This is a genomic window from Methylobacterium sp. AC433 (assembly GCF_979253015.1).
On record NZ_CEEDBN010000009.1, the window covers coordinates 94,948 to 121,118 of the forward strand.

Below are 26,171 nucleotides of genomic sequence, written 5' to 3' on the forward strand. Positions count from 1 at the left end.
CGGGATCGTCGGCCTACTTCTGCTCGAGCACCTTGATCGGGTCGGTGCGCTGGGCCGGGCTCGGCTCCTTCGTGGCGCTGCTGGTGCCCCGGCCGGCGCGCGGATCGTCGGGCTGCGTCGGCAGGCCGGTGCCGCTCGCGAGTTCGAGGCAGGTCACCATCTCGACGTAGGACGGGAAGCCGCCCGCCTCGAACTGCTTCTCGCACTGGCGCTTGGCGGCGGGGGTGAATTCGCCCCAGCGGCGCTTGACCTCGTCGCGGGAGGCGCGCTCGGAGCGCAGGCACCCCTCCTGGCTGGCATTGTCGCTGACGCTCGCGGAGGCCGCCGACCGGCAGGTCCGCTCGATGTTCAGGTCCGGCGGCCCGCTCTCGGCCCAAGCGGGGGCGCCGAGGAGCAGCAGGGCGAGGGGTCCGGAGAGGAGGACGGGCTTCATCATGGTCGGGCGGTCCCTCGGGGCATGATCCTGCGCCGGCCTCCGGCCGCGGGATCGGGATTTGCCGCACCAACGCGCGAGGCCCCTCCGCGGCACCACCGAAAAGTTCAGGCGCCCCGCAGGGCCTCGTCGAGGTCGGCGAACAGGTCGTCCACCGCCTCGATCCCGGTGGAGAGGCGCAGCAGATCGGGCGGGCAGGGCGAGTCCGGTCCCTCCACCGAGGCGCGGTGCTCGATCAGGCTCTCGACGCCGCCGAGCGAGGTGGCCCGCTTCCACAGCCGCACCCGCGCCGCCGCGCGGATCGCCGCCGCCGTGCCGTCGCGCACCCGGATCGACAGCATGAAGCCGAAGCCGCCCTCCATCTGCCGGGCCGCCACCGCGTGGCCGGGATCGTCCGGCAGGCCGGGATAGAGCACGTGGGAGAGGCAGGGATGCCCCTGGAAGCGGCGCGCGAGCTCGGCGGCACCGGCCGATTGCGCCGCCGCCCGCAGCGGCAGGGTGCGCAGCGAGCGCATCAGCAGGTAGGCCTCGAACGGACCCAGGATGGCGCCGCCGCCGGAGCGGATCGCGACGAGGCGCTCCCAGAACCCGTCCGCCCGGGCCCCGGCGAGCACGCCCGCCACCACGTCGGAATGGCCGTTCAGGATCTTGGTGGCCGAGTGCATCACGAGGTCGGCGCCCAGCGTCAGGGGCCGGGTGTGGATCGGCGAGGCCGCGGTGGAATCGACGGCGAGCCGCGCCCCCGCCGCATGGGCGAGGCGGGCGGCTTGCGCGATGTCGGTGACCGTCCAGAGCGGATTGCCCGGGGTCTCGATCCAGACGAGCTTCGTGGCGCCCGGCCGGATCGCCCGGGCCAGGGCGGCAAGGTCGTCCATGCCGACGAAGTCGACCGCGATCCGCCGGCGCGGCATCTCGCTCGCGAGCCAGCGCTTCAGACCCCAATACATCACGCGGGGCGCCACCACGTGGTCGCCGGGCTCCAGGGCGGTGAAGACCGCCGTGGCCGCCGCCATGCCGGAGCCGAACAGCAGGGCGCCGGCGCCGGCGTCCTCCAGCATCGCCAGCACGCCTTCCGCCTCGCGCACGGTGGCGTTGTCGGGCCGGGCATAGGAGAAACCCGAGCTGTAGCCGTTGTCGGGATCGCGCAGGAAGGTGGTGGCGACGTGCAGGGGCGCCACCACGCCCCGCGTCACCGGATCGACCCGGCCGAGGGCCTGCGCGGCGAGGCTGCGCTTGGCGAAGGGAGGCTGCGCATCCGAAGGCCCCGTCGGCGCGTTCGGTTCTGACTGGGGGTCCGGCATGGGCGGGTCCGCGGGGTGACGGTTCGGTTGACCCGCCCTCGCAGACCCTGGCACGGACCGCAAGCCGGGGCGTCAGCGCTCCGTCCCGAAGCCGGATCAGAGGCAAGGAAGACCGTTCTGCATGTCCCGCGCACCCGCATCGTCACCGATCCACGTTCCCGCCGGACCCGCCCTCGCCCTGCCCGGGCGGCTGGCGGCGGCGATCCTGCCCGTGGTGGCGACGGCCGTGCTGGGCTCGGCCGCCACGGGGCCGAACATCGAGGGCTGGTATGCGGGCCTGACGAAGCCGTCCTTCAACCCGCCGAACTGGGCGTTCCCGGTGGCCTGGACGATCCTCTACGCGATGATCGCGCTCTCGGCCTTCCGACTCCTCGGGGCGAAGCCGCGCACCGGCCCGACGGTGGGGGCGTGGCGCCTGGCGCTGGCCGCCTTCGCGGTGCAGCTCGCGCTCAACGCCGCCTGGACCCCGACCTTCTTTTCCGCTCACGCCCTCGGGGCCGCCCTGGTGGTCTCGGCCGCGATGTGGGTGATGATCCTCTGGACGATCCGCCTGTCCTGGCGCTTCGACCGGGCGGCGGCATGGCTGCTGGTGCCCTACGCCGCCTGGGTCGGCTTCGCCACCGTGCTCACCGGGGCGATCTGGCGCCTGAACTGAGCCGGCGCGCCCGGCCTACTCGGCGGCCTCGACGAAGACGGTGCCGGCGCGGGGGAGGTCCAGGGTGTCCCAGGTCTCGGTGAGGGCCGCCGTCAGCTTGGCGATGCGGGCGTCGTCGTGGAAGGGCGAGGGCGTGATGCGCAGGCGCTCGGTGCCGCGCGGCACGGTGGGGTAATTGATCGGCTGGATGTAGATGCCGTGATGCTCCAGCAGGTGGTCGGCCGCCGCCTTGCACAGCTCGGCATCGCCCACCATCACGGGCACGATGTGGGTCTCGGTGTGCAGCACAGGCAGGCCGGCGGCCTCCAGAGCGGCCTTGGTGCGGGCGGCCTGGCGCTGGTGCGCCTCGCGCTCGCCGTTCGAGCGCTTGAGGTAGCGTACCGAGGCGATGGCGGCCGCCGCGATGGCCGGCGGCAGGGCGGTGGTGAAGATGAAGCCCGGGGCGTGGCTGCGGACCGCGTCGCAGAGAACCGCCGAGCCGGTGATGTAGCCGCCGACGCAGCCGAAGCCCTTGGCCAGGGTGCCCTCGATCACGTCGACCCGGTGCATCACCCCGTCGCGCTCACTGATCCCGCCGCCGCGGGGGCCGTAGAGGCCGACCGCGTGGACCTCGTCGAGGTAGGTCAGGGCGCCGTACCGGTCGGCGAGGTCGCAGATCGCGCCGATGTCCGAGACGTCCCCGTCCATGGAGTAGACGCTCTCGAAGGCGATCAGCTTCGGGCGGTCGCCCGCCGCGATCAGCAGCTCCTCGAGATGCGCGAGGTCGTTGTGGCGGAAGACGCGCTTCTCGCAGCCCGAATGGCGCACGCCCTCGATCATCGAATTGTGGTTGAAGGCGTCCGACAGGATCAGGCAGTTCGGGATCAGCTTGGCGATGGTGGAGATGCCCGCCTGGTTCGAGACGTAGCCCGAGGTGAAGACCAGGCCCGCCTCCTTGCCGTGGAGATCCGCGAGTTCACGCTCCAGGTCGACCAGCGGCGAGTTGTTGCCCGCGATGTTGCGGGTGCCGCCCGCGCCGACGCCGCAGCGGGCGGCGGTGCGGGTCATGGCGCCCACCACGTCCGGGTGCTGGCCCATGCCGAGATAGTCGTTCGAGCACCAGACCGTGATCTCGGAGGTGCCGCCGTCGGGCTTGCGCCAGTGCGCGGTGGGAAAGCGCCCCGCGATGCGCTCGATGTCGGCGAAGACCCGGTAGCGGCGCTCGCCGTGCAGGCGGTCCAGCGCGGTGCGGAAATGCGACTCGTAGTCGGTCCGGCCCCGGCCCAGCGCCCCGGTGTTGCACCCCTGTCCGGCTTCCTGGCCCGCTCCCTGCTTGGTGTCGCTGATCTTGATCGTCGCGGGCATGCGGTTCACGGGCATCCGTCCTTCACGCTTGGGCTGAGGGGCCGGCGGTGGGGTCGCGGCCTCCGGCGGGATCGATTCCACGCGGACCCTCGTGCGGGGGCCCCCGATGCAACCGATCTCGATGGCGAGCCTGGCGCACCCTCCGCGGAGGAGGTGCTGACGACGCTCGCCCTGGCTCGGGTTTCCCCGACGCGGTGGCGACGATACAGGTGAACTTGGAATTGGTTCAAGTCGACATCCGCATTCCTGCTTTGCATCCATCGACCCGTGGATGCAAAGCCGACACGACGACGTGGCGACGATGCGTCGCGTCGGCCTTCCCGAGCCTTCGCGCAGCGCGCTATGCTTCACCCGCAGCCGGATCCCGCGACGCATGATGGACGACGAGACTGAGGCCGGGCCTTCCCGCACGGACACGCTCAAGGACACGTCCCAGGAAGCACCGGCGAGCGCCGCCGGTCAGAGGGCCGAGCGCCTGAAGGCGGCCCTGCGCGACAACCTGCGCCGGCGCAAGGCCCAGTCGCGCGGCCGGTCGGGTCAGCCGGAATCCGGGAAGGCCCCCGAGCGCGACGGGGAAGCATGATCGCGCGCCGCGAACCTCCTTTTCGACAAAACCTAGCTATAACGGTGCCGTTTCCACGTGGACGGCGCAGGTCCCGCCAGGTTTCGATCTGCCGGGTTTCGATGTCGAATGTCTCCGGCCGGCGGCGCGTGATGCGCCCTGGCCGGGCTAGGTTTCAGGCAAGGTTTTAGAACGATGGACCGCATCAACATCATCGGCGGGCGGCCGCTGCACGGGGTGATCCCGATCTCGGGCGCCAAGAACGCCGCGCTGCCCCTGATGATCGCCAGCCTGATGACCGGCGAGACCCTGGAGCTCGGCAACGTGCCGCGGCTGGCCGACATCAACGCGCTCCTGCGCATCCTCGGCAACCACGGCGTCGACCACATGGTGGTGGGCAAGCGCCCGGGCCAGACCACCGAGACCGGCCAGACCATCCGCCTCACCGCCTCCAACGTCATCGACACCACGGCGCCCTACGAGCTCGTCTCGACCATGCGGGCGAGCTTCTGGGTGATCGCGCCGCTGCTCGCCCGCTTCGGCGAGGCCCGGGTCTCGATGCCGGGCGGCTGCGCCATCGGCACGCGTCCCGTCGACCTGCTGCTGATGGCGCTGGAGCGCCTCGGCGCCACCGTCGAGGTCGATGGCGGCTACGTCGTCGCCCGGGCCAAGAACGGCCTGCGCGGCGGCGAGATCCACTTCCCCAAGGTGACCGTGGGCGGCACCCACGTGGCGCTGATGGCGGCGGCCCTGGCCAACGGCTCGACCCTGATCGAGAACGCCGCGCGCGAGCCCGAGGTCGTCGATCTCGCCGCCTGCCTCACCAAGATGGGCGCCCGCATCGAGGGCGCCGGCACCCCGCGCATCACCGTCGAGGGCGTCTCGCGCCTGCACGGCGCCCGCCACGACGTGCTGCCCGACCGGATCGAGACCGGCACCTACGCCATGGCGGTGGCGATGACCGGGGGCGACGTCACCCTGGAGAACACCCGCGCCGACCTGCTGCATTCGGCCCTCGACATCCTCGCCACCACGGGCGCCGAGATCACGAGCGGCGTCGACACGATCCGCATCCGGCGCAACGGCGGCGGCATCGCCGCGGTCGACGTCACCACCGATCCGTTCCCGGGCTTCCCCACCGACCTGCAGGCGCAGTTCATGGCGCTGATGACGCTGGCCAAGGGCCAGTCCAACATCCGCGAGACGATCTTCGAGAACCGCTTCATGCACGTGCAGGAACTGGCCCGCCTCGGCGCCCGAATCCGGCTCGAGGGCGACCTCGCCATCGTCGAGGGCGTCGACCGCCTCAAGGGCGCGCCCGTGATGGCGACCGACCTGCGCGCCTCCGTCTCCCTCGTCATCGCGGGCCTCGCGGCCGAGGGCGAGACCAGCATCAACCGGGTCTACCATCTCGACCGCGGCTTCGAGGCGCTCGAGGCCAAGCTCGCCCGCTGCGGCGCCGAGATCACCCGCGTCCGCAGCTGACGGCAGCGGCTCTCCGCCCGGCCGGGGCGGAGAGCGCTCGGAAGCTCAGCCGCCGATCTCGCCGTGCTTGCGGCCGAAGCCCGGGATGTCGCAGCCGCAGCGCGAGCCGTAGGGCTGCGGGCGGGTGACGCAGTTGCCGCGCTGGGTCAGGCAGAGGCGGCCGAACCCGCCGCCGTAGCCGCGGGGACGCCGGTCGTACCGGTCCTCGTCGTAGCGCCGGCGCTCGTAGCGATCTTCGTCGTAGCGGCGCTCGAAGCGGCGGGGCCGGTCGTCGTCGCCGTAGTACTGCGCCCGCGCCTCGAAGGCGCCGAGGCCGGTGCCCAGCGTCGCCGCGGTGGCGAGCGCGAGGATCGTGGTCCTGATGGTCGTCGTGGTCTTGCGCGTCATGGCGGGCGTCCCTCGCATGTGCCGTCTCATCGCCGTCGGATCTAGCGGCCCCGGGCTGAACGCCGCCTGAGGGCCGTGGCCGACCGAAACGGGGCCTGGGCGGTCCCGTCTCAGCCGAGGAGCCGCGTGACGAGGCGCACCAGCGGCAGCACGGCCCGGGCGACCCGGATCTGGCCCGGCAGCTGCCGCGGGCCGAGGGGACGATGGACGAGCCGCGGGCTGGCGCGCTCGGCCTCGGCCACGGCGTGGCCGGCGAGCGGATGGGCCGCGACGCGGGCGGCGTCCGCGGCCTCGATCCGCAGGGCCCGGGCCCAGCCCCGCTCGGTGCCGAGGCGGCCCGCGGCGTGGAGCCGGCGCAGGCGGCGGCGCCAGGCGTAGCGGAACAGCGCCCGCGGCACCGATTCGAGGCGGGCGTCGCACAGGCTGTCGGGCTTCTCGCAGCGTGCCCGGATGGTGTCGGCGACGCCGCCCGGCGCCCGGCCCACGATCCGCCCCGAGACCGTGACGAGGATGGAGGGGTCGTGCCGGACGTGCAGGCCCTGCGCCAGCAGCAGCGCCACGAAGGCGCCGTCCTCGCCCAGCGCGATCGCGGGCATGCCGCCGACGGCCCGGTAGGCCGCGACGCTGACGCTCAGGGTGGCGCCGATGGTGGTGCGGTGGCAGGGCCAGGGATCGTGCGGATCGGGATCGATGCGCGCCTCGGCCTCGGTGAGGAGGTCGCTGTAGATGTCCTCCCGGTCGCCGCGCCAGTGCAGGGAGGGCGGCAGCAGGGCGCGCTCGTCCGGATCGAGCTGGATCCGCCCGGCCACCGCATCGGCGCCCCGGTCGAGGGCGGCCCGGTTGCGCGCGACCCAGTCGGGCGGAACCCGGCTGTCGGCATCGGTCGAGAGGATCATGCCGTCGGCGCCGAGCCAGTCGGCCGCCCGGTTCATCGCCTCCCGCCGGGCCCAGCCCGCATGGGCGCCGGCATAGTCGACGTTCGTGACCCGGACCGGCACCGACATCCGCGGCACCAGCTCGGCCACGATGGCCTCGGTGCCGTCGGTGCAGTTGTTGAGGAACAGGACCACCCCGAGGCTGCCCGGCGCGAGGCCGGTCTGGGCCTCGATCGCGCCGAGGCAGGCGGCGATGCGCTCGGCCTCGTTGCGCACCGGGATCGCGACCACGGCGCGGACCGTGGCGGTGGCTTCGGAAGGCGGGCGGGCCTCGCCGGGCAGGGACAGGGATGCGGCCGACACGTCTCGACTCCGTTCGCCGGCGAAGGGCCGGCGCAGCGAGGCGTCCCTAGCAGGTTCGGCCGGCGGGACAATGGCGGAGTTCGGCCGGACCGGTTGCCGTGGGCGGGCCGCCTCGCTACCTACGGCTCCCACACCCTGAACGGCCGCGCCCCGCACAGGTGCGGGGCCGCCACACGAGCGCGACACCCGATCATGGAGCTTCTCAGGCTCGCCGCCCTCGACGCCGAAGACCTGGGCGTCATCTCCGCCCACCTGCAGGACGCCATCCTGAAGGCGAGCGACCTCGCCTATCTCGCGGGCCAGCACCGCTTCGTCCTGGTGGCACGCCGCTTCGACTGGTCGGCGGAGGACGGCGCGCCGCCGCGCCGGCGCCTGACCGGCATGCATTTCGACCGGGTGCTGCGGGTGCGCAGCCGCGGCATCACCCCGGGGGCCGAATCCGACGCGCCCCTCGAGCTCCTCGCCATCACCTTCGCGCCCACCGAGGCGCCCTCCGGCACCGCCACCCTGGTCTTCGCCGGCGGCGCGGCGATCCAGCTCGATCTCGAATGCATCGAGGTGCAGCTCAAGGATCTCGGGCCGGTCTGGGAGGTGGAGGGGCGGCCCGACCACGAGGCGGTGGCCGCCGGCCGCGCCGCGATCGCGGGCGACGCCTCCCGGGACAACACCTCCGAGGGAAACGCCTGATGGTCCGCCTCGATTCCCGCGACGCGGACTTCGCCGCCGCCTTCGCGCGCCTGCTCAGCGTCAAGCGCGAGATCTCGGAGGATGTCGACGAGACCGTGCGCGGCATCATCGCGGGCGTGGTCGCGGGCGGCGACGCGGCGCTGGTCGACTACACCCGCCGCTTCGACCGGTTCGGCGAGGATTTCACCGTCGACTCGCTGCGGGTGACGCCGGCCGAGATCGAGGCGGCCGTCGCGGCCTGCCCGGCCGAGGCCCTGGAGGCCCTGCGCTTCGCGGCCGCCCGCATCGAGGCGTTCCACGCCGCGCAGGTGCCGGGCGACCACATGGCCACCGACAGCCTGGGCGTCACCGCCGGCTGGCGCTGGACGGCGCTGGAATCCGTCGGCCTCTACGTGCCCGGCGGCACCGCGAGCTATCCCTCCTCGGTGCTGATGAACGCCATCCCCGCCCGGGTCGCCGGGGTGCCCCGGGTCGTCATGGTGGTGCCGATGCCGGAGGGCACGATGAACCCGCTGGTGCTCGCCGCAGCGCATCTGGCCGGCGTCGACGAGGTCTACCGGGTCGGCGGCGCCCAGGCGGTGGCGGCGCTGGCCTACGGCACGGACACGATCGCGCCGGTGGCCAAGATCGTCGGCCCCGGCAATGCCTGGGTGGCGGCGGCCAAGCGCCGGGTGTTCGGCCAGGTCGGGATCGACATGATCGCCGGCCCCTCCGAGGTGCTGATCCTGGCCGACGCGCACGCCAATCCCGACTGGGTGGCGGCCGACCTCCTGGCCCAGGCCGAGCACGATGCCGCGGCCCAGTCGATCCTGATCACCGAGTCCGAGGCCCTGGCCGACAATGTCGCCGAGGCGGTGGAGCGCGCCCTGACCACCCTCCCCCGGGCCGAGATCGCCCGGGCGAGCTGGCGCGACTACGGCGCCATCGTGGTGGTGCGCACCTTCGACGAGGCGGTGCCCCTGGTCGACCGCCTCGCCCCGGAGCACCTGGAGATCGAGACGGCCGACGCCGAGGCGCTCGCCGCCAAGGTGCGCAACGCCGGGGCGATCTTCCTCGGCGCGCACACGCCGGAGGCCATCGGCGACTATGTCGGCGGCCCCAACCACGTCCTTCCCACCGCCCGCTCGGCGCGGTTCTCCTCCGGGCTCGGCGTCCTCGACTTCATGAAGCGCACCACGATCCTGCGCTGCGACCCGGCGGCCCTCCGGGCGCTGGGCCCCTCGGCCATCGCCCTCGGACGGTCGGAGGGCCTGGAGGGCCACGCCCGCTCGGTGGCGATCCGCCTGAACCTGTGAGGGCCTGATGTCCGGTGCGGCCAAGTCGAGCGAAGCGAAATCCCAGGACGCCAAGGCGCCGGAGGCGAAGACGAAGTCGCCGCACCGCCTCGCGGTGGTGACCCTCGACGAGGAATCGATCGGACGGGGCAACCCGGACCAGGAGCACGAGCGCGCCATCGCGATCTTCGACATCCTGGAGGACAACAGCTTCACGATCCCCGGCCGCGAGGGCCCCTACGCCCTCACCCTCGGACTCGTGGAGAGCAAGCTCGCCTTCGTCATCAAGCGCGAGGACGGCGAGCCGGTGATGACCCACCTGCTGTCGCTGACCCCGTTCCGCCGGGTGATCCGCGACTACGAGATGATCTGCGAGAGCTACTACAACGCCATCCGCACCGCCTCGCCGACCCAGATCGAGGCGATCGACATGGGCCGGCGCGGCCTGCACAACGAGGCCTCCGACCTGCTGCGCCAGCGGCTCGAGGGCAAGGTCGATCTCGACCACGACACCGCGCGGCGCCTCTTCACCCTGGTCTTCGCCTTGCACTGGAAGGCTTAGAGCCGCGATCGCTCTCGAAGTGCGAGGCTGAGACGACCGGATGGCGGACGCGACCGGCCCGAAGAAGACGCGCGTGCAGTCGGCCCTGTTCATGTGCAACTTCAACGCCGTGCGCTCGCTCGCGGCGGAGGCCATCGCGCGCCACTATTTCGGCAGGTCGATCTACGTCCAGTCGGCCGGGGTGCGCTCCGGCGAGCCGGCCGATCCGTTCATGGTGGCGGCCCTCGACGAGATCGGCATCGACGCGGCGCGCCACAAGCCGCGCACCCTGGCCCAGCTCGAGGAGTGGGAGGGGCTGAACTTCGACCTCATCGTCACCCTGGCGCCCGAAGCCCACCACGCCGCCCTGGAGCTGACCCGCACCAACGCGGTCGAGGTCGAGTACTGGCCCACCCCCGACCCGACCGTCATCCAGGACGGCACCCGGGAGCAGCGCCTCGACGCCTATCGTGACGTCCGCGACGGCTTGGTCTACCGGATCAAGATGCGGCTGAAGGGCTGAGCCGCCGGAGCGACGTCACCGGGCCGTAGCTCTTCTCCCGGATGCGGGCGACGGCCTCGCGCAAGGGTTCCACCGTCACCGCCATGTGGTGGCCGTTGGCGTGGATCAGGCGGGTGGCGTCGAGCATCAGCCCGACATGGCCGCGCCAGAACACGACATCGCCGCGCTCCAGCCCGTCGAAGTCCAGGGGCAGGGCCTCGCCGAGACCGCGCTCCTGCTGGTCGGCGTCGCGCGGCGCCGCGATCCCGGCCTGCGCGAGGCAGAGCTGGACGAGGCCCGAGCAGTCGAGGCCGAGGCTGGTGCGGCCGCCCCACAGATAGGGCGTGCCGACGAGGCGCTCGGCGGTGACGGCGTAGTCGGGCTCGACCGCCGCGAGGGGGGCGCAGTGGCCGGCGAAGACGTAGCCGCCCGCGATCCGCAGATAGTCGCCCTGGCTCTCGGTCGGACGGAGGCGGGCGCCCAGGGTGAGCCAGCCGCTGGCGGGCTGCTTCAGGTCGGGCCCGGGGTAGAGGAAGGTCCGCAGGGCGGTGACCCGATGGGTCGGCGCCACGGCGAGCCCGAGGGCCGCCTCGGGCAGGTAGCCGACATAGCCGTCATGGGCGAACTGGACGAAGGCGAAGCCCTCCTCGGCGCCGTAGGCGGTCACCGCGTCGCCCATCACCGCCTCGGTCTCGAGGCCGGCATCGAAACGGGGCGTGCGGCGCAAGGGGGCCGAGGGCACCACGACGGAGCGGGCCTCGCCCACCACGTAGCGCTCGGCCTCGACATGGCCCCGCAGGCGCAGGTCGGCGATCTCGGGCCGGGCCGGCACGAGGCGGGGGTCGGAGAGATCGAACGGACAGGCCTGCATGCCTGGACTATCCGCCCTTGCCGGCCGCACCGCAACCGGCTGGAGGCCCCGGCGGGCGGCGCGTCATTTCGACGCCCGGACCTGCCCAATCCACCGGCAGGGCGCTTCCGGCCCATGCAGGGTCCCTCGCGGAGGCGCCGGGAGCCCTGATCGAAAATCCATCACGGCGCCGCGATGCACCGGGCGCGCGGCTCTCCCGCGAATGTGTGCGGTGCACAAACCCGCGGAACCCGCTTATGATCCGGCGATGCCCCAAGCGAGTCGCGCCGTGAAGAAGACCTCGAAATCCTTCCAGGATCTCCCGCCGATCCGCGTGCGGCGCGAGCCGCCGACCATCCCCGAGGCCGTCGCCGCGGCCCAGGACCTCGCGGACGACATCGAGCAGCAGGTGGAGATCGCCGCCGGGCTCATCGGCCTGCCGGCGGAAGCGGTCCGCGAGCACGTGGTCGCCGCCGCCAAGGCGAAATCCGAGGCCAGGCCCGAGCGCCACTCCGAGCGGATGCCGGAGCGCATCCTCACCGCCGCCAGCCCGAGCCGGGCGCCGCGCACGGTCATCGTCGAGCGCCGGACCCGGCCGCCGGTGGTGGTCGAGCGGCGCGGGCGCCCGCCGATCGGGCGCCCCTGACCGCGGGTCCGGCTCGCTACCAGTCCAGCGTCTTGCCGGTGTAGTCGAGATAGGCCGTGCCGGTCCGTCCGAGCTGGGCCGTGATCACGTCGACCATGCCGGTGACGCTGGTGGCGACGTCGAGATCGGCATCGGCTCCGCCCATCTCGGTGCGGACCCAGCCCGGATGCAGCAGCAGCACGCCGAAGCCGGCCTCGCGATGGCGGATCTCGAAGCTGCGCACCAGGGTGTTGAGGGCGGCCTTGCTCGCCCGGTAATTCTCCCAGCCGCCGGATTCGTTGAGGCCGACGCTGCCGAGGATCGAGCTCATGAAGGCGACGAGGCCCTGGGGCGCGAGCCGGTCGAGGAAGGTCTCGGCGAAGCGCACCGGGCTCACCGCGTTGGTGAGGTAGACCTGGGCGGCGACCTCGCGCGGCACGCGGTGCAGCGGCTCGTGGGCCTGCGTCGCCACGCCGGCCACCACGAAGATCAGGTCGAAGCTCCGGCCCGCCAGGCGGTCGTGCAGGGCGGTCACGGCCCGGTCGTCGTCGATGTCGGCCGTCTCGACCGTGAGGGCGGCGGCGGCGAGGGCGGCAAGGCCCGGGGAGGCCGAGCGCTGGGTCGCGGTCACCCGCCAGCCCCGTTGGAGGAAGGTCTCGACGAGGCCGAGCCCGAGTCCGCGCGAGGCCCCGACGATGAGGGCGTTCTTCTGGGATGCCATGGTGATCCGTGTCCCTGGTTCGCGGAAGGACGGTCGCCCGGGGGCCGCGCCGCCCTTCCCTCGGCGGGGAGGTTGGACGGATGAGCGGCGCCGGCAATCCGGGCCGCCTGCGCCGAGGTGTGCGGGCGCACCCGCGCGTCCCTCAATCCGCCGTCTGGACCGACCAGGTCGCGTGCTCGATGCCGGGCATCCGCGCGAGGCCCGCCACCACGGCGTCGAGCTCGGCGCCGGCCACCGCCGTCGCCACCAGGGTCGCCACCACCTCGACGGTGTCCTCGCCCCGCTCCACCACCTCGATGCCGCCGACGGGGTACTGCGCCGCTTCCAGGCGCTCGACCAGGAGGTCGCGCGAGGGGCCGGCGGCCTCCGCCTGGACCGTCACCTGCACCTCGTAGGTCGCCTCGGTCTGGCTCTCGTCGATGGGCGCGCGGTTGATCGCGTTGACGAGGGGCCGGAGCAGGGTGTTGCCGGCGAGCACCGCGGCGGTGACGAAGGTCGCCTCCAGGGGAAAGTCGGCCCCCGCGAAGGCGCCCACGGCGGCCGAGCACCACAGGGTCGCGGCGGTGTTGAGGCCGCGGACGTTCATGCCCTCCTTCATGATCACGCCGGCGCCGAGGAAGCCGACGCCCGAGATCACGTAGGCCACGGTGCGGGTGCCGCCGGCCGCCCCTTCGAGGCGCATGCCGAGGTCGACGAAGGCGGCCGCGCCCACCGCCACCAGGACGTTGGTGCGCAGGCCCGCCGTGCGCTGCCGGTACTGGCGCTCGGCCCCGATCAGGGTGCCGAGCCCGAAGGCGACGAGGAGGCTGATCGCCGAGTTGACGGCTTCGGGCAGCGGCCCGGACAGGAAGGGGATCATCGTCCTGCCCTGACGCGGTCCCGTGACGGGACCATGACGGTGCGGCCGGGATCAGGCCTGCGGCGGGATTCAGGCCTGCGGCGGGATTCAGGCCTGCGGGTAGTCGGAGATGCCGCCATGCGCCGCCGACCACTTGGCGGGCTCGTGCAGGAAGCTCTCGACCTCGGCGAGGATCTTCGGGTCGAAATGGCCGCTCTCCTTGGCCACCGCCAGCACGTCCCACCAGGTCGTGAGGTAGTGCAGCTGGACGCCGAGGTCGGCCATGAGCTCGCGGCTGTTGGGGAAGATGTCGTAGAAGAACATCACGAAGCAATGGTCGACCTGGGCGCCCGCATCGCGCAGGGCCTTGCAGAACAGCGCCTTGCTGCGCCCGTCGGTGGCGAGGTCCTCCACCAGCAGGGTCTTGGCGCCCTCCACCACCTCGCCCTCGATCTGGGCGTTGCGGCCGAAGCCCTTGGCCTTCTTGCGCACGTACTGCATCGGCAGCATCAGCCGGTCCGAGATCCAGGCCGCGAAGGGGATGCCCGCGGTCTCGCCGCCGGCCACGTGGGTGATCGACTCGTAGCCGATGTCGCGCACGATGGTGGCGGCGGCGAAGTCGTTCAGGGTGGAGCGCAGGCGCGGGTACGAGATGATCTTGCGGCAGTCGATGTAGACCGGGCTCGCCCAGCCCGAGGTGAAGGTGAAGGGCTTCTCCTGGTAGAAGTGCACCGCCTTGATCTCGAGGAGCATCTTGGCCGCCTCGCGGGCGATCACGGCGCGGTCGATCGGCAGGAAGGAGGTCGTCATGCGCGGGGTTCGCTCTCGTGCGGGCGGCGGCCGCGGCCCGTCCCGCCTCCGGGAGGGGCCGCGCATCCGTCTGAAGGGTGGGTTCTCCTTCCCGCCAACCGCCAGGGGCGTCAACCCTGGAGATCGCCGGGGACCGGCACCGCCCTGGAGGCCCGCTCAGGCCGCCTTCACGTCGGCGAGGAATCCGCCGACCTCGCGGGTCAGGCTCTCCGAGTGCCGGGCGAGCTCCTGGGCGGCGCTGAGCACCTGGGAGGCGGCCGCCCCCGTCTGGCCGGCGCCGTCGCGCACGCCGGCGATGTTGGTGGTCACCTCCTCGGTGCCGCGGGCCGCCTCCTGCACGTTGCGGGTGATCTCCTGGGTCGCGGCCCCCTGCTCCTCCATGGCGGCGGCGATCGAGGCGGCGTAGCTCGACATCTCGGCGATGATCCGGCTGATGGCCTCGATGTCGGTGACGGCCTCCTGGGTCGCGTTGCGGATCTCGGTGATGCGCTCGCCGATCTCCCCCGTGGCCTTGGCGGTCTGCCCGGCCAGTTCCTTCACCTCGGAGGCGACGACGGCGAAGCCGCGGCCGGCCTCGCCGGCGCGGGCCGCCTCGATGGTGGCGTTGAGCGCCAGCAGATTGGTCTGCGCCGCGATGCCGGAGATCACCTCGACGAAGGCGCCGATGCGCTCGGTGGTGCCGGCCAGGCGGCGCACGGTGGCGTCGGTCCGCTGGGCGTTCTCCACCGCTTGGTCGGCGATGCGGGCCGACAGGCTGACCTGGTTCACGATCTCCTGCACCGAGGCCGACATCTCCTCGCTGGCCGCGGCCACCGTCTGGACGTTGGCGGAGGTCTCCTCGGCGGCGCCCGCGACGATCACGGTCTGCTGGTTGGTCTGGCCGGCGACGCTGCTCATCGACTGGGCCGTGGCCTCCATCTCGGTGGCGGCCCCCGCCAGGCCCTGGGTCAGGGTCGAGACGTTGGTCTCGAAGGCCCTGGTCAGGACGTCGAGGCGCTGGGCCCGGCGCATCTTGGCGGCGTCCTCGGCCGCCTGCGCCTCGGCGAGGCGGCGGGCCTCCAGGGCGTTGTCCTTGAAGACCTGGAGCGAGCGGGCGAGGAGGCCGACCTCGTCGCGCCGCGCGGTGCCCGACACCGCCACGGCGAGGTCGCCGGCCGCGAGGCGGCCCATCGCCGCCGTCATGGCGGCGAGCGGACGGGTGACGCCGTAGATCGTGATGAGCGCGAGCAGGCCGACCGCGAAGCCGAGGCCGAGGATGGCGGTGACGACCAGGGAGCGCGTGGCGTCCTGAGCGGTCTCGGTCGCGGCCCGCTTGGCGGCCTCGAGGTCGCGCAGGTTCGAGGCGACGCGGGCCGCCACGCTCTGGGCGATCCTGAGCCGGGCCGGGCGGACCTCCCCCTTCGAGATCCGGGCGGCCGCTTCGTTCTCGTTGCGCAGGCCGAGGGCGATGGAGCGGTCGGCGGTGGCGAAGAACGCCTCCAGCTCGCCGCGGACGCCCTGCAGGATGCCCCGGCGTTCCGCGGTGTCGGCGAGGGCGATCAGGCGGTCGTTCGCCGCCAGGGCGGCTTCGCGGCTGGCCTGGTAATGGGCGACGTCCTGGCGCATCTGCGCGTCGTCGGTCTCGATGATGGTGTTCTTCTCGGCGATCACCGCCTCGTCCACGGCCAGGGCCAGCTGCTGGGCCACGGAGAGCCGGGTGGCGCGGACATCGACGATCTGGGTCGTGTTCTGCGCGAGGGTGGCGAGGCTCGCGCGGGCCAGGACCACCAGCCCCACCGCCACGAGGATGAGGACCAGGCTCGGAAGCGCGAGCTTCCCCAGGAGCTTGAGATCGTCGAATGCGCGCATGGAGGTCCCCGTGGACGATGCCGGCGCGGGACCCTGGTCGGTCTCTCGTGAACGCGGCGTCCCGCTCACATTCCTGTGATACGACGCTGAAACAATGATTAACGCAGGCAAAATTTGCTGCCGCTGATGGCAGTTTCGCGGGTCCCCGGTTGTATTCCGTAGATCTTCTGACGTGGCGCGAGGAAAGTGGAACGATCTCGCCGCCGGGCCTGGCGGCACGATGCAGGGCGGCTCCCCCCGAAATCATGAGCCTCGCTTTCCGATAGCGGAGGGATACGCTTCGAACCGGCGCGAGTATCGTGCGTGTGGGAACGAGCTCGGGCGAACACCATCACCCGGTGGGTATTGCCTCAGCCCCGTAAGGTCACCCCAGGAAGGTTCGCAGGGCCGCCAGGGTCGCTTCGGGGTTCTCCTCGGCCAGGAAATGGCCGGAGGTGACCTCGGCGGCGACGGCGCCCGGCGCGAAGGTGCGCTGCCAGGCGGCGAGGGGCGTCTCCACGCTGCGGTCGAGGTAGCCGTCGCCGGTGAGGATCAGGGTCGGGCAGGCGAGGCGGCGCCCGGCGGCGAGGTCCGCGAGGTCGGCCTCGCGGTCGCGGGTGGCCCCCGCCCGGTAATCCTCGCAGAAGGCGTGGATGCGCTCGGGCACGCCCCAGGCCTGCCGGTAGAGATGGAGCGCGGCGGGGGCGAAGGCCTTGAGGGACGTGTCCCCGCTCCAATCGCGCAGGAGCCCCTCGAAATAGGAATCCGCATCGCGGCCGATGGCCTGCTCGGGCCCCGGCGCGGCCTCGGCCAGGAAGTGCCAGTGCGAAGGCTTGCGCGGCGAAGGCTTGCGCGGGTTGGCCTCGATCCGCTCCCACTGGACCAGGGTCGGCAGGATGTCGAGGAGGGCCAGCCGGGCGATCCGCCCCGGCTCGTCCAGGGCGAGGCGGTAGCCGATGCGGGCGCCCCGGTCGTGCCCGACGAGGGCGAAGTGCACGTGGCCGAGGGATTCCATCACCGCCACCACCTCGGCCGCGAGCGTGCGCTTGGCATAGGCCTCGTGGCGCGGGTCGCCCTCGGGCGCGGCCGACCAGCCGTAGCCCTTGAGGTCGAGGCAGATCACGCGGTGGCGTTCGGCCAGCGCCGGCGCGATCCGGTGCCAGCAGGCATGGCTCTGCGGGAAGCCGTGGAGGAGCAGCACCGGAGTCCCGTCCTCCGGCCCGCCGATGCGGGCGAAGAAGCGCCCGGCCGGGATGTCGATCCAGGGAGCGGCGAAGCGGGGGAAGAGATCGGTGGTCACGGGCGGCGCCTCCGGCAGGGGCCGGGGGAACGCGCGGGGCCGGGCGCCGGTTCGCGCTCGCGGACCACGGCGTTTCGGCTGGAAGCGGACGGTTTTCCGACTAGATCTGCCACATCTTCCCGCCACAGCAGGACGTTTCCCGATGCCGACATGTCTCACCGCCCTCGCCCTGGCCGCCGCCCTCGCCCTGGCCGGCCTCGCTCCCGCAGAGGCCGCCGGGTGCTGCGGAGGCGGCGGCGCCATGATGTGCGGCAAGGCCAGGATGGACCTGCGGGCCGGCGCCATGAAACCGTCCCGGACCCGGAAGGCCGCCTGCTGCTGCGAGGGCATGGCAGGACGGGGCGCGGCCCCGATGTCGAAGAAGCTCTGAGCGGGACCGGACGACGTCGCCCGCTGACGCCGCGCCCGCAAGGTTGTGTTCGGACCGGGAGGCCCGGCGCACGCCCTGCGGCCTCGCGGATGCCGGGGCGGGATTGACGCCCGGCCCGCGCAGCGGGCACACCCGAAGGCGGCGGATCGCGCAAGAATCCGACCCAAAAAAGATCACCCAAAGAAGATCACCGAGGAGACGCGCATGGACCGGCCCACCGTTCCTGCCCCACACATGATCCGGGCGCTGCGTCCGGCCGACGCGAGCCCGTCCGCATGAGCGGCGCGGCCCTCGCCGAACGGCCGGCCACCGGCGCGGCTTCCGTGGACGCCGCCCTGCGCGGGCGCATCCTGGCGCTCCGGGACGGCCTTCTGCACGGGCTCATCGGCGCCGACGCCATGGTCGAGCGCCTCCTCATCGGCCTCCTCACCGGGGGCCACCTCCTCATCGAGGGCGCCCCCGGCCTCGCCAAGACCCGCGCGGTCAAGCGCCTGTCGGACGGGCTCGACGGCAGCTTCGCCCGCATCCAGTGCACCCCCGACCTGATGCCGGCCGACCTCACCGGCACCACGGTCTGGCGCCAGGATGCCGGCGACTTCGAGTTCCTGCCCGGTCCCCTGTTCCACTCCCTCGTCCTCGTCGACGAGGTGAACCGCGCGCCGCCGAAGGTGCAGTCGGCGCTGCTCGAGGCCATGGCGGAAGGGCAGATCACGGTCTCGGGCCACACCCATGCCCTGCCCGACCCGTTCATGGTGGTGGCGACCCAGAACCCGATCGAGCACGCGGGCACCTTCCCGCTGCCCGAGGCGCAGCTCGACCGCTTCCTCCTCCACGTCCTGGTGGAGATGCCCGACGAGGCCGCCGAGCGCCGCATCCTCGATCTCGTGGAGGGCGAATTGAACCACCACGCCGAGGCGATGCCGGTGCGGCTCTCCGTCGGGGAGATCCGCGCCGCCCGCGAGGCCGCCCTCAGCGTCTACGTCTCGCCCGCCCTCAAGGACTACCTCGTGCGCCTGGTCGCCGGGACCCGCACCGACGCGGCGGCCCCGGACCTGCGGGCCGCCATCGAGCACCCGGCCTCCCCGCGCGGCACCCTGGCGCTGATGGTGGCCGGCAAGGCGCGGGCCTACCTGCGCGGCCGCGACCACGTCATCCCCGAGGACGTGGCGGAGCTCGCCGCGGACGCGCTGGCCCACCGCATCGGCCTGACCTGGCGCGCCGCGGCCGAGGGCCAGACGGCCCGGGGCATCATCCGCGGCCTGGTCCAGCGGGTGCGGGCGCTCTGAGCGCGACCATGACCGCGCCGCGCCCGGCCCCCGCCCTCCCGCCGGACACCGACCCGCTGATGGCGCCGGGCATCCACCTCTCCGGCGAGGCGCTGATGGGCCTGCGCCACCTCGCCCGGCGCGGCTCCGGCCCGGCCACCCGGACGCTGGCGGGCCTGCCCGGCGGGATCGTGACCCGCCGGCGCGGGCGCGGCTCCGAGCCGGACGACGTGCGCCTCTGGTCCGAGGGCGACGACCGCCGGCACATCGACCGCAACGCCACCGCCCGCACCGGCATCCTGCACGTGCGCACCCACCACGACGAGCGCGACCGCGCCGTGGTGCTGCTGGCCGACATGCGGCCCTCGATGCTGTTCGGCACCCGCCGCGCCCTGCGCTCGGTGGCGGCGGCGGAGGCCCTGGTCCTGCTCGGCTGGCGCATCGTCGGCGACGGCGGCCGCATCGGCCTCGTCGCGATCGGCGCCGGCGAGCCCGTGGTGGTGCGGCCCGCCGGCGGCGAGCGGGCGATGACCGCGCTCACCGGCGCCCTGGCGCTGGCCCATGCCCGCGCCCTGGCCGACGGCGCCGCCGAGGACCCGCCCCTCGCGCCGGCCCTGACCCTCGCCCAGAGCCTGCTGCCCTCCGGCGGCCACCTCGTCATCGGCAGCGCCCTCGACGCGGCGGGGACGGATTTCGACCCGCTCCTGACGATCATGGCCGAGCGCCTGTCGATCCGCCTCGTCCTCGTGAGCGACGCCTTCGAGCGCGCCCGGCCGCCGGGCTTCTACCCCTTCGCCACGCCGGACGGCCGGCGCGGCACCGTGCAGGCGAGCCGGGCCGGGCGGGCTTCGCCGGGCACCGATGCCCGCCTCGTCGCCTATGCCCAGCGCGGCATCGCGGGCCTGCGCCTCGACGTCGAGGCCGGTCCGGAGGCCTACGCGCCGCTGATGGAGCGCCTCGATGCGATGCTGTAGGGCGCCAGGCTCCCGGATACCAGGCTCTCGGGAACCAAGTCGACAGGGAGCGGCACGGTGACGCCCGAGGCCCCGGCGGGGCTCGAGCAGCTACGCGGCCTGCACCTGCCCGCCGAGACGGGCGGGGCGCAGGGCGCGGTGATGCTCGCCATCGCGCTGGGCTTCACGGCGGCCCTCGTCCTCGGCCTGCTGCGCCTGTTGCGGGCGCGCCGGCGCGGCTCGGTCCGGCGGGCGGCCCTGGCCGACCTCGCCGCCGCCAACGCCCTGCCGCCGGAGCACCGCCGGGTGGCGCAGGCGCAGCTGCTGCGCCGCCTCGCCCGCACCCTCCAGGGCGACGCGGCGGCGGACGCGCAGGGGTCCGCCTGGGCCGGCGCCCTCGATCGCCTCTTCGCCACGACCTTCTTCAGCGCCGGCGCGGGCCGGATCTTCGCCGAGGGGCTCTACCAGCGCGGCGCGCCCGAGCCGGCCGCGGTGGATGCCGAGCTGGCGCGGCTGTTCGCCCGGATCGGGGCCTGAGCCATGCTGACGGCCCTCCCGACCGGATTCCTGCCGCACTGGCTCTCCGCCCTCGCCTCGGCCTTCGACCTCGCGAGCCCCTATGCCCTGCTGCTCCTGCCCCTGCCGCTCCTGGCGGCCCGGCTGATGCCGCCCGAGCGGGTCGGGGCGAGCGGCGCCCTGCGGGTGCCCCCCTCCCTGGTGGCCGAGGCCGCCCGGGGCGACAGCGTGGCGGCGCGCGGGCGCGGGCGCATCCTCCTGGTCTGGACCCTGTGGGCGGCCCTGGTGGTCGCCCTGGCGGGGCCGCGCCTCGTCCTGCCGGCCACCGCCCTGCCGGCCTCGGGCCGGGAGATCATGCTGGTGATGGACCTCTCGGGCTCGATGGAGCGGCGCGACTTCGCCCTCGACGGCCAGACCGTGACCCGGCTCGCCGCGGTCAAGCGCGTCGGCACCGACTTCATCCGCCGCCGGGCCGGGGACCGCATCGGCCTCGTCATCTTCGCCAACGAATCCTACGTCGCCGCGAGCCCGAGCTTCGACACCGCCACCGTCGCCCGCGCCCTCGACGAGGCGACCATCGGCCTCGTCGGCCGCTCCACCGGCATCGGCGACGGCCTCGGCCTCGCCCTCAAGCGCCTGACCCCGGCGGGGCCGGAGGCCGAGGGCGCGCCGGCCGGCACCGCCAAGGTGGTGATCCTGATGACCGACGGCGCCAACAATGCCGGCCAGACCACGCCCCGGGACGTGGCCGGCCTCGCCAAGGAGCTCGGTGTCCGCGTCCACACCATCGCGCTGGGCCCCCGCGACCTCTCCAACGCCGACGGCGAGCAGGACGTCGTCGACACCGAGACCCTGCGGGAGATCGCGGATCTCACCGGCGGCCGGATGTTCCGCGTGAAGACCACCGACGACCTCGTCGCCATGGCGGAGGCCATCGACGCGATCGAGGGCGGGCGCGCCAAGGCGCCGCCGGTGCCCCTGCGCAAGGACCTCTGGCCCTGGCCCGCCGCCCTCGCCTTCCTGGCCGCGGCCGGCCTCCTCGCGTCGCGGCGGACCGCATGAGCCTCCTCGACACCCTCGCCGTCCTGCGGCCCTGGTGGCTGGTGGCGATCCCCCTCGTGGCCGCCCTGGCGCTGCGCGCCGCCTGGCGCTCGGCACCCCTCGGCGACTGGACCCGGGCCGTCGATCCCGGCCTGATGGCGCTGCTGGCCCGGCGCGGGGCGGTGCTCGGCGGACGCCGGCAGGCGAACCTCGCCGCGGCGATCGCGGCCGGGCTCGTCGCCCTGGCCCTCACCGGCCCGGCGGTGGAGCGCCCGGACGCCGCCACCTTCCGCAACCTCGACGCCACCGTGGTGGTGGTCGACCTGTCGCGCTCCATCGCGGAGGGCGGGCACCTCAAGGACGTGCGCCAGGTCGCGCAGGGCACGGCCGAGGCCGCCGGCACCCGCAGCGTCGCGGTGGTGGTCTATGCCGGCGACGCCTATCTCGCCGCCCCGCCCACCACCGACCGGGACGCCCTGTCCTCGACCCTCTTCGCCCTCGACGGCGACACCGTGCCGGACCGGGGCACCCATCCCGAGCGCGGCCTCGCGCTCGCCCGCCGCACCCTGGAGGAGGCCGGCGTGATCGCGGGCGACGTGGTCCTCGTCACCGACGGCGACGGCATCGGCGACGCGGCCCTGCGCGAGGCCACCGCGATCCGGGCCAAGGGCTGGCACCTGCACGGGCTGTTCGTGCCCGCCGGCCCCGGCCTGCCGGCGGGCTCGCCCAAGCCCGACCGGGGCGCCCTCGAGCGCCTGGCCGATGCCGGCGCGGGCCGCTTCGCCCTCCTGGACAGCCCGGCCGCGGTGCTCGACGCGGTGGGCGCCAGCACCGCCCAGCACCTCGCCGCCGGGGGCTACACCGTGCTGGCCTTCGCCGATCTCGGGCGCTGGCTCGTCCTGCTGGCCCTGCTGCCGGCCCTCGTCCTGTTCCGCAGGAGCGCCTGATGGCGACCGGTTCGTTGTCCGCCCGCCTGCCCGCCCTTCCCCGCGGCTGGACCCGCTGGGCGCGCCTCGCCGCCCTCGGGCTCGCCGGGGCCGGCATCCTCGGCCTCACCGCCACGGCGCAGCCGCGCACCAGCCTCGGCCGCGCCCTGATGGGGGCCGGCCTGCCCGGGGCCGCGGCCGGGGTGTTCGACGATCCGGCCTGGCGCGGCCCGGCCCTCTATCAGGCCGGGCGCTACACGGAAGCCGCCGCCCTGTTCCGCACCGGCGGCCGGCGCAACAGCTACAACCTCGGCAATGCGCTGGCGAAGTCCGGCGACCTGCAGGGGGCGCTGGACGCCTACGACGCCGCGCTCCAGTACAACCCGCGCGATGCCGACGCGCAGGCCAACCGCTCGCTGATCGCCCGCCTCGTCGACGAGGGCGCCGGCGATCCCGGCAAGGGCGGGGGTGTCGCCAACGCCACCGCCACCGTGGGCGCGCGCTACAACAAGACCTCGAACCAGGATCCCAACGACGACACCCAGGCCACCTCCAGCGGCGAGGGCCTGGCCGGCAACAAGGAGGGCGGCACCACCTCCTCGACGCCGGGCAACAGCAAGGTCGCCCGGCGCGGCAAGGCCGAGCAGGTCTCGGTGGATTCCGGCAAGGGCGAGGCCCGCGGCTCGGCCAGCGACGCGGCCGGGCGCGGCCGCACGGGGGCGGGCTCGGCCATGGTCGCGGCGGCCCCCGAGCGCGAGGTGCGCCGGGTGACGAAGAGCTTCGAGGCCCACGAGATCCGCCCCGACCGCCTCTGGCTGCAGACCCTGCCGGACGATCCCGGACGGTATCTCAAGCTGCGCCTGAAGGCGGAGCAGGCGGCCCGCATCGAGGCCGGCACGGCGGTGCCCGGCGGGAGCAACCCATGGTGAGTGTGATGCAGCCCCCCCGCTCCCCCTCGCGGGAGAGGGGTTTGACGGCGTGTCTCGCCCTGGTCCTCACCTGCCTCGCGCCCCTCCCCGCCCGGGCCGAGATCGGCCCCGGCGACCTCACCCTCACGGTGACCCCGGAGCGCAACGGCAACGCCGATCCGTTCTCCCGCGAGATGGTGCTGCTGCGCATCCACGGGGTCTACCGGCAGCCGATCCTGCTCGAGGAGGTGATCCAGCCGTCGCTGGCCAATTTCAGCTGGACGCAGCTCGGCCGCGACGCCTGGTCGAAGACCCGGCTGCCCGACGGGCAGGTGGCGATCGCCTTCGACCGGGTCGTGGCGATCTTCCCGCACCATCCGGGCGACTTCACCATCGATCCGTTCCTGCACCGCCTCACCGTCAACGACGGCGGCAAGCGGGTCGTCGTCGACGTGCCCTCGGCCCCGGTGACGCTGCCCGTCGCCACCTGGACGAAACCCGTCGGCGGTCCCGACGCCAAGGAGCCGTGGTGGCTGCCGGCCAAGGACGTCACGATCACCGATTCCTGGAGCCCCGATCCCGAGACGGTGAAGCTAGGCGAGACCACCCGGCGCATCGTCACCCTGGAGGCGCAGGGCATGGTCGCCGAGGGGCTGCCGCCCCGCCCGGTGATGCGCACCCGCGGCATCCTCACCTTCGCCGGGCCGGTGACCCGCGAGACCCTGATCACCCCCGCCGGACCCGTGGCCCGCGTGACCTACCAGTGGGACGTGCGCCCCGCGATCGAGGAGATCATTCCCCTCGACGCGATCGTCATCCCGTGGTTCGACACCGTCTCGCGCACCCTGCGCGAGGCCGAGATCCCGGCCCGCCAGATCGGCGGCGGCCTGCCCGACCGGGACGACGAGGCGAAACCCGTCCTGCCGGCCTCCCCCCTCCTGGTGGCGACGGCAGCCCTCGGCGCCTTCGGCCTCGGCCTCGCCCTGCTCGGCTTCGGCACCGGGCGCCGCCCTGGACGCCGGCGCCTCGACGCCCGGACGCGCCGGGCGCTGGGCCGCGCCGCCGCGGCCCGGGACGCACGGGCCTTCCGCGCCCATCTCGATCCCGTGCTCCTGGAGCAGCCGGACCTCGCCCGCGCCTGGCGGGCCGAGCCGGAGATCGCCGCGGGCCTCGAGGCTCTCGATGCCAGCCTCTACGGGCCCGGCCCCGCGACGGCGCCCGACCTGCCGGACCTCGCCCGCGCCCTGGGACGTCCCGTCGTCGCGACCGCCCCGGCCGCGGCGGCGCCCGCCCGCCTCGCCCCCCTCGACGGACGGGCGCGGAGCGCACCGTGACCTCGCCACGACCGTTCGGAATCCCATGCGCCTGACGCGACGGACCCTCCTCGGGGCGGGGACCCTCCTACCCGCGCTGCCGCGGCCGGGGGCGGCGCAGGCCCGGCCGGATCGCGGAACCGCCGGCCGGTTCGCCGAGGCCGAGGCGGCGCTCACGCGGATCGCCGGAGAACTCGGCGGCCGGGCCGGGATCGCCGTCCTCGACGCGGGCGGCGGACCCGCCCTTCTGCACGACGCCGAGGCAGCCTTTCCGCTGTGCAGCACCTTCAAGCTGCTCCTCGCCGCCGCGATCCTGGCTCGGGTCGAGGCCGGCCGCGAACGGCTCGACCGGCGACTCGCCTACGGTGCGGCCGACCTCGACGCCTACGCTCCCGTCACCGGGGGCGCGCTGAGGGCGGGCGGCCCGGAGGCCGGGGCGATGTCCGTGGAGGCCCTATGCGCGGCCGCCATGGTCTGGAGCGACAACACCGCCGCCAACCTCCTGCTCGGCGCGCTCGGCGGGCCCGCGGCGCTGACCGCCTGGTGCCGGGACCTCGGCGACCCGGCGACCCGCCTCGACCGGACCGAGCCCGACCTGAATTCGGCCGTGCCCAGCGATCCCCGCGACACCACCCGGCCCGCCACGATGGCGGCGACCGTCGCGAAGGTCCTCCTCGGACCGACGCTGACGGAGGACGGCCGCGCCCGCCTCGAGGGCTGGATGACGGCCTCCCGTACCGGGACGAAGCGCCTTCGGGCCGGGCTTCCGGCGGCGTGGGGCGTCGGCGACAAGACCGGCACCGGGTCCAACGGCACCGCCAACGTGGTGGCGCTCCTGCGCCCGCCGGCCCGGGCGCCCCTGGTGGCGGCGGTCTACCTGACGGGATCGGACGCCCCGAGCGAGGCCCGCGACGCCGCCCATGCGGCGATCGGCCGGGTCATCGCGGAGACTTATGGTTAACGCTCGGTTCACGCCTGCCTGCCACCCTCGTCCGGCGAGGAGTGGACCCGATGCGGCGTGGCGGTGTGGCGATCAGACGGGGCGGCCCGGTGCCGGCGCTCGTGCTCCTGGCCGGGCTGGTGACGGTCCCCGCCGGTGCGGCGGATTTCGGCGGTCTCGCCTTCCCGACCCCCGGCCGCGCGGCCGAGGGCTACGCGGCGGAGCCCGAGGGCCTGCCGCGTTACTTCCCGCGGGCGGAGGAGGATGGCGGGGTGGTCCACCGCGCACCGGTGCCGCGCCGGCGGCTGGCCGGCTGCATTCCCCGCCGGGTTCCCATCCCCACCGACGCCCCCGGCGACCCGAGCTACGTCGGCTCGGCCTACGGCCTCGGCAAGCCGAGCTATTACGGCTTCACCCCGCCTCTCGGGGTGGACGATCCCTACGGCCGGCCGCTGCGGCCCTATTGTCCCTGAGGCGTCTGGCATCCCCGCGGCGGTGCGATTAGGTCTCGCGCCCGAGGCGCGATTCCCCGCCGAAGTTCTGCCGAGGACGAGCTGCC

29 protein-coding genes are annotated in these 26,171 nt (G+C 73.9%); 18 read left to right on the forward strand and 11 right to left on the reverse strand.

Features of this window, described 5'->3' with window-relative positions:
* Nucleotides 1–13: 13 nt before the first annotated feature.
* On the reverse strand, nt 14–436 hold the full coding sequence (locus AC0IWM_RS14365) for a hypothetical protein (protein WP_471756030.1): 423 nt from the start codon (nt 434–436) through the stop codon (nt 14–16).
* Nucleotides 437–540: 104 nt separating this feature from the next.
* Nucleotides 541–1,734: a trans-sulfuration enzyme family protein gene (locus AC0IWM_RS14370; protein WP_471756032.1), complete on the reverse strand. Its 1,194-nt coding sequence runs from the start codon at nt 1,732–1,734 to the stop codon at nt 541–543.
* A 121-nt stretch (nt 1,735–1,855) separates the two neighbouring features.
* Here AC0IWM_RS14370 and AC0IWM_RS14375 point away from each other — a divergent pair, with 121 nt between their 5' ends.
* A complete protein-coding gene (locus AC0IWM_RS14375; RefSeq protein ID WP_471756034.1) occupies nt 1,856–2,389 on the forward strand; it encodes a TspO/MBR family protein in 534 nt (177 codons plus the stop codon).
* A 15-nt stretch (nt 2,390–2,404) separates the two neighbouring features.
* Here AC0IWM_RS14375 and hemA read toward each other — a convergent pair whose 3' ends face one another.
* The gene (gene hemA / locus AC0IWM_RS14380; RefSeq protein ID WP_471756036.1) at nt 2,405–3,748 is read right to left on the reverse strand and encodes a 5-aminolevulinate synthase; all 1,344 of its coding nucleotides are present in this window, start codon (nt 3,746–3,748) and stop codon (nt 2,405–2,407) included.
* 361 nt (nt 3,749–4,109) lie between these two features.
* Here hemA and AC0IWM_RS14385 point away from each other — a divergent pair, with 361 nt between their 5' ends.
* Both AC0IWM_RS14385 and murA read left to right on the forward strand, forming a co-directional pair.
* Entirely contained in the window at nt 4,110–4,316 is a 207-nt protein-coding gene (locus AC0IWM_RS14385; RefSeq protein WP_471756162.1) for a hypothetical protein, read from the forward strand.
* A gap of 174 nt (nt 4,317–4,490) precedes the next feature.
* Entirely contained in the window at nt 4,491–5,780 is a 1,290-nt protein-coding gene (murA, locus tag AC0IWM_RS14390) for a UDP-N-acetylglucosamine 1-carboxyvinyltransferase (RefSeq protein ID WP_471756038.1), read from the forward strand.
* A 45-nt stretch (nt 5,781–5,825) separates the two neighbouring features.
* On the opposite strand, the gene AC0IWM_RS14395 is transcribed toward murA, so the two are convergent.
* Together AC0IWM_RS14395 and AC0IWM_RS14400 are read right to left on the reverse strand one after the other, a co-directional pair.
* Entirely contained in the window at nt 5,826–6,167 is a 342-nt protein-coding gene (locus tag AC0IWM_RS14395; RefSeq protein ID WP_471756040.1) for a hypothetical protein, read from the reverse strand.
* A 110-nt stretch (nt 6,168–6,277) separates the two neighbouring features.
* Entirely contained in the window at nt 6,278–7,384 is a 1,107-nt protein-coding gene (locus AC0IWM_RS14400; RefSeq protein WP_471756164.1) for a glycosyltransferase family 2 protein, read from the reverse strand.
* A gap of 213 nt (nt 7,385–7,597) precedes the next feature.
* On the opposite strand from AC0IWM_RS14400, the gene AC0IWM_RS14405 reads away from it, so the two are divergent.
* The 4 genes from AC0IWM_RS14405 to AC0IWM_RS14420 are packed head-to-tail and all read left to right on the forward strand — an operon-like array spanning nt 7,598 to nt 10,430.
* Nucleotides 7,598–8,092 (forward strand): DUF2948 family protein, encoded by a 495-nt coding sequence (locus AC0IWM_RS14405; protein ID WP_471756042.1) that lies wholly within the window; start codon nt 7,598–7,600, stop codon nt 8,090–8,092.
* Nucleotides 8,092–9,387 carry a histidinol dehydrogenase gene (hisD, locus tag AC0IWM_RS14410; RefSeq protein WP_471756044.1) on the forward strand — a complete coding sequence of 432 codons (1,296 nt, stop codon included), beginning with the start codon at nt 8,092–8,094 and terminating at the stop codon, nt 9,385–9,387. The genes AC0IWM_RS14405 and hisD overlap by 1 nt, the downstream gene beginning before the upstream one ends.
* A 7-nt stretch (nt 9,388–9,394) precedes the next feature.
* On the forward strand, nt 9,395–9,928 hold the full coding sequence (locus AC0IWM_RS14415; RefSeq protein WP_471756046.1) for a UPF0262 family protein: 534 nt from the start codon (nt 9,395–9,397) through the stop codon (nt 9,926–9,928).
* 40 nt (nt 9,929–9,968) lie between these two features.
* On the forward strand, nt 9,969–10,430 hold the full coding sequence (locus AC0IWM_RS14420; protein ID WP_447677572.1) for an arsenate-mycothiol transferase ArsC: 462 nt from the start codon (nt 9,969–9,971) through the stop codon (nt 10,428–10,430).
* On the opposite strand, the gene AC0IWM_RS14425 is transcribed toward AC0IWM_RS14420, so the two are convergent.
* Nucleotides 10,408–11,280 carry a C40 family peptidase gene (locus AC0IWM_RS14425; protein WP_471756048.1) on the reverse strand — a complete coding sequence of 291 codons (873 nt, stop codon included), beginning with the start codon at nt 11,278–11,280 and terminating at the stop codon, nt 10,408–10,410. The genes AC0IWM_RS14420 and AC0IWM_RS14425 overlap by 23 nt on opposite strands.
* A gap of 247 nt (nt 11,281–11,527) precedes the next feature.
* On the opposite strand from AC0IWM_RS14425, the gene AC0IWM_RS14430 reads away from it, so the two are divergent.
* Nucleotides 11,528–11,905, forward strand: a complete 378-nt coding sequence (locus tag AC0IWM_RS14430) for a hypothetical protein (RefSeq protein WP_056472480.1) — start codon at nt 11,528–11,530, stop codon at nt 11,903–11,905.
* Nucleotides 11,906–11,921: 16 nt separating this feature from the next.
* On the opposite strand, the gene AC0IWM_RS14435 is transcribed toward AC0IWM_RS14430, so the two are convergent.
* The 5 genes from AC0IWM_RS14435 to AC0IWM_RS14455 all read right to left on the reverse strand — a co-directional run bounded on the left by AC0IWM_RS14435 (nt 11,922) and on the right by AC0IWM_RS14455 (nt 17,380).
* Nucleotides 11,922–12,605 carry an SDR family oxidoreductase gene (locus tag AC0IWM_RS14435; protein WP_471756050.1) on the reverse strand — a complete coding sequence of 228 codons (684 nt, stop codon included), beginning with the start codon at nt 12,603–12,605 and terminating at the stop codon, nt 11,922–11,924.
* Nucleotides 12,606–12,747: 142 nt separating this feature from the next.
* Nucleotides 12,748–13,464, reverse strand: coding sequence for an MgtC/SapB family protein (locus AC0IWM_RS14440; protein WP_471756052.1), 717 nt, complete (start codon nt 13,462–13,464; stop codon nt 12,748–12,750).
* A gap of 87 nt (nt 13,465–13,551) precedes the next feature.
* On the reverse strand, nt 13,552–14,253 hold the full coding sequence (locus tag AC0IWM_RS14445) for an orotate phosphoribosyltransferase (protein WP_056472470.1): 702 nt from the start codon (nt 14,251–14,253) through the stop codon (nt 13,552–13,554).
* Nucleotides 14,254–14,409: 156 nt separating this feature from the next.
* Complete coding sequence (locus AC0IWM_RS14450) at nt 14,410–16,101, reverse strand: methyl-accepting chemotaxis protein (RefSeq protein ID WP_471756054.1); 1,692 nt, start codon at nt 16,099–16,101, stop codon at nt 14,410–14,412.
* Nucleotides 16,102–16,465: 364 nt separating this feature from the next.
* Nucleotides 16,466–17,380, reverse strand: coding sequence for an alpha/beta fold hydrolase (locus AC0IWM_RS14455; RefSeq protein WP_471756056.1), 915 nt, complete (start codon nt 17,378–17,380; stop codon nt 16,466–16,468).
* Between the two features lie 142 nt (nt 17,381–17,522).
* Here AC0IWM_RS14455 and AC0IWM_RS14460 point away from each other — a divergent pair, with 142 nt between their 5' ends.
* From AC0IWM_RS14460 to AC0IWM_RS14505, 10 genes are all read left to right on the forward strand, one after another.
* On the forward strand, nt 17,523–17,750 hold the full coding sequence (locus tag AC0IWM_RS14460; RefSeq protein ID WP_471756058.1) for a hypothetical protein: 228 nt from the start codon (nt 17,523–17,525) through the stop codon (nt 17,748–17,750).
* 275 nt (nt 17,751–18,025) lie between these two features.
* Nucleotides 18,026–19,036 carry an AAA family ATPase gene (locus AC0IWM_RS14465; protein ID WP_471756060.1) on the forward strand — a complete coding sequence of 337 codons (1,011 nt, stop codon included), beginning with the start codon at nt 18,026–18,028 and terminating at the stop codon, nt 19,034–19,036.
* A gap of 95 nt (nt 19,037–19,131) precedes the next feature.
* Nucleotides 19,132–19,989 carry a DUF58 domain-containing protein gene (locus AC0IWM_RS14470; RefSeq protein WP_471756166.1) on the forward strand — a complete coding sequence of 286 codons (858 nt, stop codon included), beginning with the start codon at nt 19,132–19,134 and terminating at the stop codon, nt 19,987–19,989.
* 57 nt (nt 19,990–20,046) lie between these two features.
* Nucleotides 20,047–20,505, forward strand: a complete 459-nt coding sequence (locus AC0IWM_RS14475) for a DUF4381 family protein (protein ID WP_471756062.1) — start codon at nt 20,047–20,049, stop codon at nt 20,503–20,505.
* Nucleotides 20,506–20,508: 3 nt separating this feature from the next.
* Complete coding sequence (locus AC0IWM_RS14480; protein WP_471756064.1) at nt 20,509–21,546, forward strand: VWA domain-containing protein; 1,038 nt, start codon at nt 20,509–20,511, stop codon at nt 21,544–21,546.
* Entirely contained in the window at nt 21,543–22,472 is a 930-nt protein-coding gene (locus tag AC0IWM_RS14485; protein ID WP_471756066.1) for a vWA domain-containing protein, read from the forward strand. Before AC0IWM_RS14480 ends, AC0IWM_RS14485 begins: the two co-directional genes overlap by 4 nt.
* Nucleotides 22,472–23,380 (forward strand): tetratricopeptide repeat protein, encoded by a 909-nt coding sequence (locus tag AC0IWM_RS14490; protein ID WP_471756068.1) that lies wholly within the window; start codon nt 22,472–22,474, stop codon nt 23,378–23,380. The genes AC0IWM_RS14485 and AC0IWM_RS14490 overlap by 1 nt, the downstream gene beginning before the upstream one ends.
* A 5-nt stretch (nt 23,381–23,385) precedes the next feature.
* On the forward strand, nt 23,386–24,693 hold the full coding sequence (locus AC0IWM_RS14495; RefSeq protein WP_471756168.1) for a hypothetical protein: 1,308 nt from the start codon (nt 23,386–23,388) through the stop codon (nt 24,691–24,693).
* A 25-nt stretch (nt 24,694–24,718) separates the two neighbouring features.
* Nucleotides 24,719–25,633 (forward strand): class A beta-lactamase, encoded by a 915-nt coding sequence (gene bla / locus AC0IWM_RS14500; protein ID WP_471756070.1) that lies wholly within the window; start codon nt 24,719–24,721, stop codon nt 25,631–25,633.
* A 50-nt stretch (nt 25,634–25,683) separates the two neighbouring features.
* On the forward strand, nt 25,684–26,085 hold the full coding sequence (locus tag AC0IWM_RS14505; RefSeq protein ID WP_471756072.1) for a hypothetical protein: 402 nt from the start codon (nt 25,684–25,686) through the stop codon (nt 26,083–26,085).
* The last annotated feature ends 86 nt before the right edge of the window (nt 26,086–26,171 follow it).

Bases quoted from the DNA above. Each gene is read 5' to 3' on its own strand.
- AC0IWM_RS14365 (WP_471756030.1), bottom strand. From the start codon at position 436: ATGATGAAGCCCGTCCTCCTCTCCGGACCCCTCGCCCTGCTGCTCCTC.
- AC0IWM_RS14370 (WP_471756032.1), bottom strand. From the start codon at position 1,734: ATGCCGGACCCCCAGTCAGAACCGAACGCGCCGACGGGGCCTTCGGAT.
- AC0IWM_RS14375 (WP_471756034.1), top strand. From the start codon at position 1,856: ATGTCCCGCGCACCCGCATCGTCACCGATCCACGTTCCCGCCGGACCC.
- hemA (WP_471756036.1), bottom strand. From the start codon at position 3,748: ATGCCCGTGAACCGCATGCCCGCGACGATCAAGATCAGCGACACCAAG.
- AC0IWM_RS14385 (WP_471756162.1), top strand. From the start codon at position 4,110: ATGGACGACGAGACTGAGGCCGGGCCTTCCCGCACGGACACGCTCAAG.
- murA (WP_471756038.1), top strand. From the start codon at position 4,491: ATGGACCGCATCAACATCATCGGCGGGCGGCCGCTGCACGGGGTGATC.
- AC0IWM_RS14395 (WP_471756040.1), bottom strand. From the start codon at position 6,167: ATGACGCGCAAGACCACGACGACCATCAGGACCACGATCCTCGCGCTC.
- AC0IWM_RS14405 (WP_471756042.1), top strand. From the start codon at position 7,598: ATGGAGCTTCTCAGGCTCGCCGCCCTCGACGCCGAAGACCTGGGCGTC.
- hisD (WP_471756044.1), top strand. From the start codon at position 8,092: ATGGTCCGCCTCGATTCCCGCGACGCGGACTTCGCCGCCGCCTTCGCG.
- AC0IWM_RS14415 (WP_471756046.1), top strand. From the start codon at position 9,395: ATGTCCGGTGCGGCCAAGTCGAGCGAAGCGAAATCCCAGGACGCCAAG.
- AC0IWM_RS14420 (WP_447677572.1), top strand. From the start codon at position 9,969: ATGGCGGACGCGACCGGCCCGAAGAAGACGCGCGTGCAGTCGGCCCTG.
- AC0IWM_RS14425 (WP_471756048.1), bottom strand. From the start codon at position 11,280: ATGCAGGCCTGTCCGTTCGATCTCTCCGACCCCCGCCTCGTGCCGGCC.
- AC0IWM_RS14430 (WP_056472480.1), top strand. From the start codon at position 11,528: ATGCCCCAAGCGAGTCGCGCCGTGAAGAAGACCTCGAAATCCTTCCAG.
- AC0IWM_RS14435 (WP_471756050.1), bottom strand. From the start codon at position 12,605: ATGGCATCCCAGAAGAACGCCCTCATCGTCGGGGCCTCGCGCGGACTC.
- AC0IWM_RS14440 (WP_471756052.1), bottom strand. From the start codon at position 13,464: ATGATCCCCTTCCTGTCCGGGCCGCTGCCCGAAGCCGTCAACTCGGCG.
- AC0IWM_RS14445 (WP_056472470.1), bottom strand. From the start codon at position 14,253: ATGACGACCTCCTTCCTGCCGATCGACCGCGCCGTGATCGCCCGCGAG.
- AC0IWM_RS14450 (WP_471756054.1), bottom strand. From the start codon at position 16,101: ATGCGCGCATTCGACGATCTCAAGCTCCTGGGGAAGCTCGCGCTTCCG.
- AC0IWM_RS14460 (WP_471756058.1), top strand. From the start codon at position 17,523: ATGCCGACATGTCTCACCGCCCTCGCCCTGGCCGCCGCCCTCGCCCTG.
- AC0IWM_RS14465 (WP_471756060.1), top strand. From the start codon at position 18,026: ATGAGCGGCGCGGCCCTCGCCGAACGGCCGGCCACCGGCGCGGCTTCC.
- AC0IWM_RS14470 (WP_471756166.1), top strand. From the start codon at position 19,132: ATGGGCCTGCGCCACCTCGCCCGGCGCGGCTCCGGCCCGGCCACCCGG.
- AC0IWM_RS14480 (WP_471756064.1), top strand. From the start codon at position 20,509: ATGCTGACGGCCCTCCCGACCGGATTCCTGCCGCACTGGCTCTCCGCC.
- AC0IWM_RS14485 (WP_471756066.1), top strand. From the start codon at position 21,543: ATGAGCCTCCTCGACACCCTCGCCGTCCTGCGGCCCTGGTGGCTGGTG.
- AC0IWM_RS14490 (WP_471756068.1), top strand. From the start codon at position 22,472: ATGGCGACCGGTTCGTTGTCCGCCCGCCTGCCCGCCCTTCCCCGCGGC.
- AC0IWM_RS14495 (WP_471756168.1), top strand. From the start codon at position 23,386: ATGCAGCCCCCCCGCTCCCCCTCGCGGGAGAGGGGTTTGACGGCGTGT.
- bla (WP_471756070.1), top strand. From the start codon at position 24,719: ATGCGCCTGACGCGACGGACCCTCCTCGGGGCGGGGACCCTCCTACCC.
- AC0IWM_RS14505 (WP_471756072.1), top strand. From the start codon at position 25,684: ATGCGGCGTGGCGGTGTGGCGATCAGACGGGGCGGCCCGGTGCCGGCG.